The following is an 11,561-nucleotide window of genomic DNA, read 5'->3' on the forward strand; positions in this document are numbered from 1 at the left end:
GGCTCACACCCCCGGCCCGTGGTCGGCGTATGGGTCATGTTCGGGGGCGCGGTAGGGATCGTGCGCCGGGTCGTAGGTCGGGTCGTACCCGGGGTCTTCGCCGAGGTTGTGGGCGGCGGCGTGCTGACGGGCTAGTTCGGCGAGTAGCGCGGGGTCGGCGTCGCTGCTTGGTTCGCCGAGGGCCGCGCGGAGTTCCGCGATCCGGTGCCGCAGTTGCATCAGCAGCGCGTAGGTCCAGACGGTCATCGGGCGTCACCCGCATCCTGACGCGCGGACTGACTCGCGGCTTGGACTGTCCACTGTGCGCGTACGGTCGCGATTGATCGGTCTCGGGCGGTGATGAGCGAGTGGGAGCGTCGGGGGTCGTCGGTCCAGGCGTGGTAGGTCTCGGTGAGTTCGACACCGGTGTCGTCGTGGCGGCCGTCGCATCGAGGGCATCCCCAGTTGCCGTCGAGCATGCGGGCGCGGGCGTTGAAGAGTTTCTCGTGCCAGATGACGATGGCCTCGTGCGAGCTTCCGGGGGTCCAGGCGCCCGCCCATGCCACGCGCAGTCCGATGAGTTCTTCGCGCAGACTGGGATGTTCTGGCCAGCAGGGTGGGATGACGCTGGTCAGCTTGTAGGTCGCGACGAGCCAGCTCACCCAGTCATCCAGGCGCTGCCACGCGTCCAGGACCTTCTTCAGCTGGGCGCCTTCGTCGTCGGTGGTCTCGGCCGGTGGGTAGAACTCGAAGCGGTAGTGCGCGCGGTTCTCCGGCCCGGCACCGCCGTGTCGCTGGTCCTCCAGGACCGTCACACGGCGTACCACGTCGTCGAGCACGGTGACGACTTCGTCGCACACGTCGAGCGCGGCCTGGACCTGGTCGGCCAGCGGCGCGGGCGTGCCTGCCGGTTCGGGGCGGTCGTGTGGCCCACGGTCGGCGGGGGTGCTACCGGTGGGGGTCATGTCAGGATCCGTCCCTCGTTGAGCGCGCCGAAGAACTCGCGTTCCGCGGCGGCGGTGCTCGCCGCGTCAGCGCGCTGGTAGTAGGGCGTGAGCTCAGTCATCACCGGGCGCAGCCCGCCGGCGGCGATCAGCAGCGCGTGATAATTCGGCAGCGACCGGACTTCGGCGGGAGACATCCCCGTCCTGGTGCGCAGACTGCGTTGTTCGGAGACACCGGAGGATGGGTAGCGGGTGAAGGATGGGATCTCCTCGTCGAAGTCCTCGAAGTAGGCGGCGATCTCCCGCATCTCGTCCTGCCCAGCCACGCCGGGCAGGACCATCCGAAGGGTGGCCGCGCCCCACATGCTCTGGGCGGCGTGCAGCCCCCACCGGTCGATCGCCTGGGCGCGGTCCTGGACGACCATGGTGGTCGGGATGCCGCGGCCGCCGCCGTCGGAGATCAGATCCGGGAGCTGGGTGAGGGTGGCGGTGTTCGGCGCCTCGTCGACGAGCAGCTTCAGCGGTGGGTCGATGCGGTTGTTGTCGCTGAACTGGCCGAGGTCCCGCGCGTGGTGCAGCACGTCTTCCATGAGCGCGGCGAGCAGGTCGAGGACACCGACGGCCTGGCCTCGTTGGGCCAGCAGGTACACAGTGGACTGGCCGGAGGAATCGAAGAAGAAGCTCATCGTGTCGAAGTGCTCATCCGGATGCGGGGTGCAGGTGTGGAGGACGGCGGGGTGCATGAACGGGTCCATCGCGCCTTCGACGGGCATGTAGTAGCCGGCGCGTTGCCGTTCCGGGGTGTTGATGACCTGGTGCTGCTGGTCGACCCATTGCGGGGGTACGAGCGTGCTGCGCCGCAACGCGGCGACGGGTTCGTGGCTGGTTTGGTCGAACGACCAGCGCAGCACGGTGCGGATGTCACCGCCGGACACCGCGGCGGCGTGCAGCAGGTTGCGCAGGATGGCTTGGCCACGGCTTTTCCAGGCGTTGCCGTTCTCCACACCGCTCATGTCCACCGAGGACATCAGCGCTTGGGCGCGGCGCATGGCCACGGTGGGGTCGGCGCAGTCCTGCACCGGATCCCACCGCAACAACGGCAGTGCTGCGGCCTGCTGGAGCGGGTCGAACAGCAGCACGTTGCCCCGCTCGCGTCGGGCCTTCCAGGTCGCGGCGATCACCTCGGCCCGGCTGGACGGTGCCAGCAGCGGACCGTCGTGATCCAAGGCTTCGGGGATGACCACGGCGCTGGTCTTGCCGGACTCGGAAGGGCCGAGGACGTAGGTGGATTGGCGGACCGAGGAGTAGCAGTCCACGCCGGTGTGCACATCCCGTCCTCGCCACGTCCCGACCTGGACCGCGGTCGGCCGCGGTGTGATGGCCACCAGCCGGGGGCGCAGGCGCGGTGCTTGCTGGACCAACGCCTGCGCGCCGAGACGTTTGGCGACGTCGCGGCGTGCGGCAAAGCCCGGTGCTGACCGGGCGCCCAGCAGCAGCCGCACGAGGACCCAGGCGGCGGCGGTGAGCGCGGTGACCAGGCCGGCGAACACCAGCCAGTACACCGGGCTCGACGGACTCGACGGCGGGTCGGCGGGGAGTCCCGGCCAGGTGCGCATCGGGTCACCGGGGTGCGCGAGCACGTCGAGGACGGGTTGGATTCCGTGGCCGCGCCAGCTGGGCCACCCTTGCCCGGTCACCAGCGACGCCAACTGCCCGGCCAGCCCGAGGGAGATGAACAGCGCCAGTGTTGCGCCCAGGGCGATGCCGGCGGCTTCCTCGCGGTGGAGCGCGCGCACGACCTGTCGACGGGATCGGCGGGACCGTGGACTGGTGGCCATTCAGGACACCCCCGGTTCGTCGAGCAGCGCTTCCCACTCGTCGTCAGACAGGCCGTCAGTGATGTCGCTGGCGGGTTCGCCTCCGGTGGGGCGCATGCGGGAGTCGGTCTGCACCCAGGGTTCCTCGATGCTGGACAGCAGGTGCTGGACCACGAACGCCCGTTGCCCGAGCAGCCACATGCCGCTGCCCTTGCGCAGATAGCGCAGCAGGGCGGTCTGCACGTCGGTGAGGCCGAGCAGGTCGCGCGTGAGTTCCAGTGACGCTTCGACCTGCCGGTACACGATCTTGAACCCGGTGTCCTCCAATAACCCTCGTGCCAGGCGGGCGGCCTCGGATCCGTGTGCGCCGACGGCGTTCCAGTCGGTCAGGCGGTGGGCGGCCATCAGGTTGCAGATCCCGAACGCGCGGGCGAGCTTGTACTGCTCTTGGAACCGCCGAAGTAGAGGGACGTAGCGCATCGCCAGCCAGGCTTCGTCGTAGCCGACCAGCCGGGGCCGCGCGTCCGGGCGCATCAGCTCCGCCTCCATGGCGGACTGGGCGCACACCATCGACATGACGGTCACCGCTTGGTCGGTGCGCACGGCGTGCAGGTTCAGGATCGTCCCGGGCGCGTCGAAGTCCAGGAACCGGGTGTTGTCCTCTGTGGAGTCGAACATGCCCGCCAAGGCGCCGCCGACCAGGCCGTGCAAGGCGAGCCGGGCGTCGCGGGACTCGTCGAGCAGTTGGGTGGCGGTGATGCCGCGCTCGGTCAGTTCGTCGCGCCAGGCGTCGGTCGCGGTCAGGTTGGCCACCACGCCCGGCAACGACGCGGGCGTCAGCTCGGCGCGGGCGCTGCCGGCGAGCTGGCCCGTGCAGGTGTCGAGGGCGAGTTCGACGGCGGTGCGTTCGGTCATGGACAGCGCGCGGTCGAGCCGCACGTGGATCAGCCCTTCCAGCAGGGCGAGGCGTCGTGCTTTCACCGCGCCGCGCCATTCGATCTCGGTTTGCTGGGGGTGGCGGCGGTGCGCGGTGAGCGGGTTGAGCCGGACCCCGAGACCAGGACCTAGCCGCAGGGGCTCCACGCCGAGGTGGTGGGCGAGTTCGGTGTACTCGTCCTTGATGTCCACCCAGGAGAACGGGATACCGGCCGCCAGGAACCGGACGATCAGCGACTTCATGAGCGCGGACTTGCCCGAACCGATCTCGCCGATGATCAGCCCGTTGGGGGAGGTGATCGCGCCGGCAGCGTACAGCTCCCATGGGTCGAACAAGAAGCTGGCGCGGCTGTAGAGGTCGATCCCGATGTAGGCGCCCGGCACCCCCAAACCGGGGTCCATGATCCACGGGTACCAGGTCCGCAGCACCCCGCTGCTGGCCGTGTGCGCCGGGACCCGCATCCGGTGCGCCAGCCGACCTGATCCCGCACCGTGCGCGCCGTGGCGGTCGCGCCGAGGCCCATCGTTCCGCTGGCGCTGCTCGCGACGGTCGCGCGATTCACTGCCCAGTGGGGACCGGTCGCTGTCACGGGCGAGCGCCCGCCGACGGATGTCCTCGAGCAACCCGGCTGGAAGTGTGTCCGGATGACGCAGGTCTGACACCTCGGGGTTCGGTGCGTCGCGGCGGGGGGCGGTCATGATCCGGTCAACCCCCGCATCGGCGCCAGCCCGCGGGCGAGGGGGAGCGCGCCGGCGAAGAACGCTTGGTCCTGCTCCCCGTACAGCACCATGGTTGAGCACCGCACTCGGGTGAGTCGCCGCCGTACCGAGGTGACCGCTCGTCGCAGTTGCTCGGTGTCGGGGGCGGAGCAGCACACGAACATCGAGTACCGGAAGTACCCCGCGCCCGTGGCGAGTTCGTCGTCGAGACGTTGCGCGGCGTCGAGTTCTCTCTCCGTGCGCGCGTCGACCACGAGGCCGTGCTTCTGTTTCATGTAGATCGAGCCAGCGGCCGCGAGTCGCTGGTTGTTGATGGACCGTTCGGCCCGCGCGGGCGACAACGGTTCAACCACGAGGGAGATCGAGCGGCGGATGTCGGACTGTTGCAGCAGCGGTGTCAACCAGCCCGCTTTCACCGGCCGGCGCGGTAGCTCGTGCACCCAGACCGTGCTCGACACCGCGGAGTCGTGCAGGTAGGCGCGCCACTGCCGCTCGGTCGCGCTCGGGCCGGCGGTGCGCGGGTCCAACTCGTGCCGCTCACCGGACTGCAAGTCGTACAGCGGAAGGGAATCCGGGTCGAACTGCGTGTGGATCACTGCGGCGAAGTGTGCGGGGGACAACCAGCCGCGGACCGGGATCCGCGCTTCGATGATCTGGCGTTGCAGTTCGGCGAGCCGCTCGACGACCACCACGCCGATCGCCTCGTCGCCGCCGCCGCTGGCTTTGATGTCGGCGGCCAGCCGCTGGAGGTTGAACGCGACAGCGACGAACACTTCGTGGCGTTGCGCGACGGGCGCGGCCTGCGACACCAGTTCCCGTAACGCCTGCGCCGGGAGTGTGTCCCGGTCGGTGACCTTGTCCGCGTAGTACTGCTGGGCCATGTTGGTGGCGTCCGGCATCGAGCGGAACAGCAGTTGCCAGCGGGCGATGGCGGTGTCCTCGTCGCACGTGGACTCCATCACCGCTTCCCAGTCGGCGAGCCGAGCCTGCTGTTCGCTGGACTCCTCCAGGATGATCGGCGTCCCCTCGGTCAGCAGCGTCGCGGTCACCGTGTGGGTCGCCTCGTCGAGGACCAGCCCGATGCGGCTGCGGCCGTCCGGGTTGGGAGCGGAGATCATCCGCATCGAGGCGAGGTCACCGGGCAGGTCCATGCGGTGCGCGAGGCTGTTCGGGCCGAACACCGCGCCCCGGTACACGTGGCTGCCGCGCAGCCGTGACCACACCGCGCCAGCCACGGGTCGGGCCCATTCGGTGACGTAGCGGCCGCCGATCCGCATGAACGACACCCACACCAGCAGTCCACCGGCCGCTAGCAGGACCGCGAACGCGACCGGTGACCCGGTCTGGATCCCCAGCCATGGCAGCGCGATCGCGACTACGATCGCGACCAGTTGCCCGAGGCCGAGTTTCCCGATCACCCCGTTGGTCCGCCGTGGCGGAAACGAGTACTCCTCCTCCACCGTCTCTTCCCCCGTTCGTTGTGTGTTTCTCGTTTCTGGCTAGCGCGTGCTTGTCCCGCCCCCGGGTGTGTCGCCTATGGCGGTGGTGGCCGGGTTGGGCTGTTCACGGTGGTCGATTCGCGCGCCGGGGAGGTCGGATTCGTGGCCGGCTGCCGGGTCGCTGACTGCGAGCTGGCCACGACCCTGCCGAGGTTGGCCGGTGGCTTGGCCGTGGGAATCTCGTCGTTCCCGCCGCCGCTGCCCACGGACGTCACCTGGCCCGGCTGGTGACTTTGCCCAGAAGAGGTCCCCGGTGTCGTGTCGCCGGTTCCGGCACCGCCGGTGCGCGGGTCAGAGTGGTTTTCTGGTCGCGGAGTGGGTGTCGAGCCGGCGTTGCGACCACTTCCGGTTTGTCCTGTCGAGTTCCCGTCTCTCCACCCCCGGCCGATGTCGGCGGCGGTGGAAACCATGGCGGTGACGGCGGTTCGCACCGCACTTCCGGTCATCGACGCGCCACGCCTGGTTCCCGTGCTCGCGCCTCGGCTGGCTGTGCCGCCGCTGGCCGCCGGCCCGCCGACGCGGTCGCCAATGAAATCGACCAGTTCCCACAACAGCCACGGGCACAGCACGAGCACCAGGCACAGCGCGAGTCCTTGCACGACGTCGACCACCTGGCGGGCTGGGTCCTCGCCGGGTTCCAGCGGCATCAGCAACGCCTGCGCCAGCAACATCACGCCGACCATGAAGAACTTGGCCCATGCCAACGCGGTCAGGCGGGCGGCCCACCTCCACACCCAGTCAGCGGTCGTCTCATGCACCTGTCCCGCCGCGGCCGCCGCGCCGAACAGAGCCCACATCTCGACCAACGCGGGGCTGAGGACCAAGAAGACGATCGCGAACAGCAGTGATACCGCTGCGATCAGTCCGACGAGGATCGCGACCAGCGGGTTGGCTTTGACAAGACTCGTTGTGAAATCCGCTTGCTGGGCGATGTCACCGCCGGCGGAAATCAACGACATGGTGCACTCGTCGGCAAGTTGCAACATCAAGATCGCGCCGACTCCCGCCAAGGTGACGCCGACCGCGGCCTTGATGCCGCCGAGTAGCGAGAACTGGAGGCGCCCACGTTTCCATGAGGTGGCGAGCGTCACCAGCCAGCCGAGGAACGCGAGTGCGAGAGCGATACCCGCGATCAGGTTGTACACCGACGCGAACGCGGCGCCGCCGAGGTTCGGGGACGAGTAGTCCACGGCGATCGTCATGAAGACGGCCCACAGTTTCGTGATGCCTGAGACGATGAAACTGGTGACCTGCTCCATTCCCTTCTTGGCGACCCAGTTCAAGAATTCCTGCGCGACCTCGGCCGGACTCTTGCACCCGTAACAGGTTCTGGTTTGTTCGCGGCCGTCCACCACGACGGCGTACTGGGTGAATGCCTTGTGCAGCACCGTGTTCATGCGCTGCACGTAGTCGTCGGAGAAGGCGTTCCACGCCTGGCAGGACTGGTCGTCCTGCTGGGTTATCGCACCGTCACAGGAGATATAGAAGCCCCGGCACGGCGCCACGGCGTCCGGCGCACCGCCCTGATCGGTCCTGCTGCACCTCGACCACGGGCGCACGCCATGGTCGCTCCCGGTGTCGACGTTGCCCCACTCGAATCCGAACGGCTGGAACGTCGGGTTCGGCTTCGCCCACCGCTTCATTTGGTCGATGCAGTATCCACTGGGGACGGTCAGGTTCACCGCGAGATCGCGATACCCCCGGACCAGGAGATCCTTGCGCGGTCCAGCGTTGTCGTCCGTGCCCGCGAAGTCCGGTTGGAAGAACTCCAGCAGATCGGGGAAGTCCTTGATCAGGTAGGCGGTGTAAGTGGACCAGTCACCCCCGTGTTCACGGCAGGCTTCGGACCTCATCCACGGCGAGGTCTGCCACTCCGCGCTGTCCGGAACGTACTGCCGCAGATGCGCCGGCACCGTTGCCGGATCAACCGGATCGGCCGCGGCGGACGGACCCTGCACCAGCAGGAGCCCGAACAGGACCACCAGGGTGGCGCTGACCCTCCGCAATAGCCCTCGGTGTGATGCGCGATCCGGACCAGCGCTGCCGGAAACGTCGTCGACGGAGTGGGCGCTACGGTTCCGGAACATAGCTCCACCCGGTGTCGGTCAGCTCTCTGAACCGGAAGCCGAAGTCTCCCTCGGAATCCACCAGCCGCTCGTCCGCGCGCACCGGCCACGGACCACGCTCGTAGGACATGGTGTCGACGCGCCACTGGCGGCCGTCCCACATCACCGTGATGGTCGAGCGGCCCCACGTGGCCATCCCGCCCGGTACGGGGTTCGCCTGCGACGAGGTCGCGGCAACGCCCCACACCTGTATCTCCGCACGGTCGTCCCCATAGGCGACCACGACGGTCGACAGTGGAGCGAACGTGGTGCGGGTTTCGGCGAGTTGGTCGTCGTCAGCCGTGGGTGCTTCGAGCGCCTGGCGGGCGCCCTCGTCCGCGTCAGAGGCCAGCAGGGTCGAGGCCGCTGCAGACCCGTCCACCGTCCCGGCCGCGACCCGGAAACCGGCGACCTGAAAGTTGATCGCGGCCGTGGCGGCGCCCGCCACCGAGTGACGAGTGGGTACCGGGATGCCGTGCTCCATCCGCGCCGCGACGGGCTGTGCCTGCGGTGTGTCGGTCTCGCCGGTGGACGCGCGACCAAGCGCGAACGCGCCCGCGACGAGCCCTATGACGACCACTGCCGCGACACCGGTAACAATCCGGCGGAACCGCAGATGCGAATTCGTCGGACTATACCCAGTGGTCCTGTTTTTGCGCACGACAACTCCCTCGTCTTGTCGGAGTCGGATTGATCGCGTGATCAACTAGTCGTTCAAGTGGCTGCGTCAATCAGCTGACGGCGGTGATCCATGACCAGATTCCGCCGGCGGCGGTCAATCCGATACCGCCGAATCCGGCGCGGATCATGTTGGTTTTCGCGTTCTGCGACAAGTGCATGCCGCCCGCGATGTGCCCGCCCACCCAGGTGATGATGCCGAACAGCAGGACAAGAAAGCAGATCCCGAGTCCGAAGAACAGAATCACCTGGGCGATCGTATACATCACCCCCGATTTCGGCACGCCCCGTGAATCCGGAGTGATATTTGAGAAATCGGGGCCACCCGGCGGCGGCTGGGGTGACGGCTGGTTCAGGACCAGCCCGACAGCCTGGTGGACGAGGTGCTGCTGATGGTCACCGTGCAGTTGATCCAGCAGCGGCAGCAGATGCTGCAGGACGTCGGTAAGCACGATAGATCTCCCCCTGGATATGTCCGACCACCGATGCCATGCGCATCCCAGCGATCGCGGTTGACTTACCCACCTGGTCCAACCGCAGCGGCTGGCCAGCGGCCAACCGTGGGTCATGGGGGAGGTGCACCAGATGGCTGATTCCGGTAGCGGTCACGAGTGTGGTGGCCGCCTGTGAACGCCGCCGTTCGGTCAACGACCCGGTGGCGCCGACGGACGAGAGCACCACGAGCGGTTCTGCCGGTAACCGTGCCCGCGTGGTGTGTTCCCGCAGGAACGTGACGGCGGCGCATGCCGCCTCCGCACCGATCACGTCCGCACGGCCGACCACGACGACCACGGGCTGCAGATCGAGTCGCGCGGCGAACACGTTGTCGACACGTCCGGCGTCGACGGTAATCGCGCCGGAGGTCACCGAGATCAGGCGGAGCAGGTCGTGCAGCGAGGTGTACCCGGCGCGGTCGTCGATCAGTGCGGCGCCGGCGGACGTCGTGGGCGCCATGGAGATCACTTCGTGCGGGTCGACGTGCTCACCCAGCAGGGTGCGCGCAAGCCCGGCTCGCAGCCCCACCTGTTGGCCTACCAGGCGCCGCGTTAACGAACCCCACGCGGTGCCGCACTGGTCGACCGCGATGGTCGGGCCGGGGGAGGCGGCGGCGATCAGCTCGGCCAGCAGAGCGGTGACCGTGCTGGTGCCGACGCCGCCCTCGGCGCCACCGACGAGGATCGGCAGCGGCGGCCGCGGCTGTGCCAGCCGTTCCCAGAGTGACGCCGTCTGTTTCCCTGGCCATCCGCGGGGCATCAGTCGCACCCGGGCTTCGTTGGCCCGGTTGGGGACTCCGACCGGCTCCTGGGTTCGGGCATCGTCGGCGGTGCGCTGGTCTGCCTGTGGCGCCGACCTGCCGGCGGCTTGATCGGGTGTCTGCTCGTCAACGGAGTCCGTCGCTGCCGGCGTGAGGTCTGCTGGTCGCTCGCCCGCGTGCGGGGCCACGTCGTCTTGTGGAGCGTCCTCGCGGTGGCGGGCAGGTGGTCGGCCGGGGCGGGCGGTCCGATCCTCCCTATCAGACCGCCCGGCCCCGGCCTGGTCGAATGGGCTCATCACGCGACCTCCCGTGCCGCGTGACCGGCCGCGCTACCGACGAGCGTGCCGTCACCTGCCCTCCTGGTGGGCAGCCAACCGTGATCGTTCATCGCATCCCCCATCGTGCGGGCCTGGCATGGAGCCGTGGCCGGGATCGCCCTCCCGTGCGACCCTCGACCGGCGTGGCCACCTTCCCTCTAATGTGGCCATCCACTATCATTCGACACTGACGAGACTAGGTGACGCCACCGGAATGTCAAGGTTTCCGAGCATTCTGGTTGCTCATCCTCCCGCCTAGCGTTCGTGGAGGGGCTGTGGACCAGCAAGAGTCCTCGCCGGTGACGACACCAGCGGAGACGCCGGCCGACGAGGTCGCGCGCCGGCTGAACACGTTGTTCGCCGACATCAAGCGGCCGGACGGCCGCAAGCACACCGACGAGGAAGTGGCCAATCACGTCCGCGACGTCACCGGCCAGAGGTGCTCGCGCTACTGGGTCTCACAGCTGCGCCACGGCAAGGTCGGCAAGCCCGGCCTGGACAGGCTCGCGGCCATCGCGGACTTCTTCGACGTCAAACCCGGATATTTTCACGACGACGCCTATGCCCGAGGAGTCGCCGAAGACCTCGAGACCGTGGCGGCGATCAAAGAACTCGAGGCCCACGGCGTGCACCTGCGCGAACTCGCTCAGCTCGACCCCGCCGACCTGGGCTTCATCCGCAACATGATCGAACGGTTGGCCGAGGCGAAGCGACAACGACCATCACCGGATTGACGCACACACCGACGATCATCGACATCGTCGGTTATCAAGCCCGTCGGTCATCAACTGCGCTCCGTTATCGTCGAGCCCTTGATTGAAGGGACACCACGTCATGTGGGAACGCCGCAACCGTGCCGATTCGGCAGGCCCGCCCCAGCCGCGGCCTGACGTCAGGCCGGGTGTCGGGCCGGGTGCTGCGATTGGCCCAGCGCCACAGCCGGTGCCGCACACCCGCCACGACTTCGCCCAGGCCGCGCCGCTGGCGACAACACCCACCCCATACGACATCACGGCAAGCCACGAGCCTGTCTTCGTCTACGTGACCGGGACCGCGCACGTCGGTGACCCGTCAGCCCTGCTCACCACCATCTTCGACGAACTCGCCCGTGAAGCCTCCCGACGAGGTTGCGACCGCGTCCACGGCGTGCAGCACACCTTCACCGTCAACGACGGCGTCATGTACGCCACCGCCGCCGCCACCGGACTCCGCCCGATCCTCGACATGGACGGACCACCGACATCCTGACCGCGAACATCCCGCGAGGCTCAGGCGCGACCGTCCTTGGCCTGGGGTAGGTATGGCGTGCAG

At 68.4% G+C, this 11,561-nt stretch carries 11 protein-coding genes; 2 read left to right on the forward strand and 9 right to left on the reverse strand.

Going from position 1 to position 11,561, the window contains the following annotated elements; translation table 11 throughout:
* Positions 1 to 3: 3 nt before the first annotated feature.
* The 9 genes from ACRDTB_RS05295 to ACRDTB_RS05335 all read right to left on the reverse strand — a co-directional run bounded on the left by ACRDTB_RS05295 (position 4) and on the right by ACRDTB_RS05335 (position 9,941).
* Complete coding sequence (locus ACRDTB_RS05295) at positions 4 to 246, reverse strand: hypothetical protein (RefSeq protein ID WP_431428808.1); 243 nt, start codon at positions 244 to 246, stop codon at positions 4 to 6.
* The gene (locus ACRDTB_RS05300) at positions 243 to 944 is read right to left on the reverse strand and encodes a hypothetical protein (protein WP_431428809.1); all 702 of its coding nucleotides are present in this window, start codon (positions 942 to 944) and stop codon (positions 243 to 245) included. The genes ACRDTB_RS05295 and ACRDTB_RS05300 overlap by 4 nt, the downstream gene beginning before the upstream one ends.
* The gene (locus tag ACRDTB_RS05305; protein WP_431428810.1) at positions 941 to 2,761 is read right to left on the reverse strand and encodes a type IV secretory system conjugative DNA transfer family protein; all 1,821 of its coding nucleotides are present in this window, start codon (positions 2,759 to 2,761) and stop codon (positions 941 to 943) included. Before ACRDTB_RS05305 ends, ACRDTB_RS05300 begins: the two co-directional genes overlap by 4 nt.
* Positions 2,762 to 4,375 (reverse strand): hypothetical protein, encoded by a 1,614-nt coding sequence (locus tag ACRDTB_RS05310; protein ID WP_431428811.1) that lies wholly within the window; start codon positions 4,373 to 4,375, stop codon positions 2,762 to 2,764.
* Positions 4,372 to 5,856 (reverse strand): SCO6880 family protein, encoded by a 1,485-nt coding sequence (locus ACRDTB_RS05315; RefSeq protein ID WP_431428812.1) that lies wholly within the window; start codon positions 5,854 to 5,856, stop codon positions 4,372 to 4,374. The genes ACRDTB_RS05310 and ACRDTB_RS05315 overlap by 4 nt, the downstream gene beginning before the upstream one ends.
* A gap of 74 nt (positions 5,857 to 5,930) precedes the next feature.
* Positions 5,931 to 7,877 carry a hypothetical protein gene (locus tag ACRDTB_RS05320; RefSeq protein ID WP_431428813.1) on the reverse strand — a complete coding sequence of 649 codons (1,947 nt, stop codon included), beginning with the start codon at positions 7,875 to 7,877 and terminating at the stop codon, positions 5,931 to 5,933.
* Positions 7,878 to 7,965: 88 nt separating this feature from the next.
* Complete coding sequence (locus tag ACRDTB_RS05325; protein WP_431428814.1) at positions 7,966 to 8,661, reverse strand: hypothetical protein; 696 nt, start codon at positions 8,659 to 8,661, stop codon at positions 7,966 to 7,968.
* Positions 8,662 to 8,731: 70 nt separating this feature from the next.
* Positions 8,732 to 9,130, reverse strand: coding sequence for a hypothetical protein (locus ACRDTB_RS05330; protein ID WP_431428815.1), 399 nt, complete (start codon positions 9,128 to 9,130; stop codon positions 8,732 to 8,734).
* Positions 9,075 to 9,941: a hypothetical protein gene (locus tag ACRDTB_RS05335; RefSeq protein WP_431428816.1), complete on the reverse strand. Its 867-nt coding sequence runs from the start codon at positions 9,939 to 9,941 to the stop codon at positions 9,075 to 9,077. The genes ACRDTB_RS05330 and ACRDTB_RS05335 overlap by 56 nt, the downstream gene beginning before the upstream one ends.
* 584 nt (positions 9,942 to 10,525) lie before the next feature.
* Between ACRDTB_RS05335 and ACRDTB_RS05340 the strand changes: the two genes are divergently transcribed.
* Positions 10,526 to 10,984: a hypothetical protein gene (locus ACRDTB_RS05340; RefSeq protein WP_431428817.1), complete on the forward strand. Its 459-nt coding sequence runs from the start codon at positions 10,526 to 10,528 to the stop codon at positions 10,982 to 10,984.
* Between the two features lie 100 nt (positions 10,985 to 11,084).
* Positions 11,085 to 11,498 (forward strand): hypothetical protein, encoded by a 414-nt coding sequence (locus ACRDTB_RS05345; protein ID WP_431428818.1) that lies wholly within the window; start codon positions 11,085 to 11,087, stop codon positions 11,496 to 11,498.
* Positions 11,499 to 11,561: the final 63 nt, after the last annotated feature.

Source organism: Actinophytocola sp. (assembly GCF_050699935.1).
Classification (GTDB): domain Bacteria; phylum Actinomycetota; class Actinomycetes; order Mycobacteriales; family Pseudonocardiaceae; genus Actinophytocola.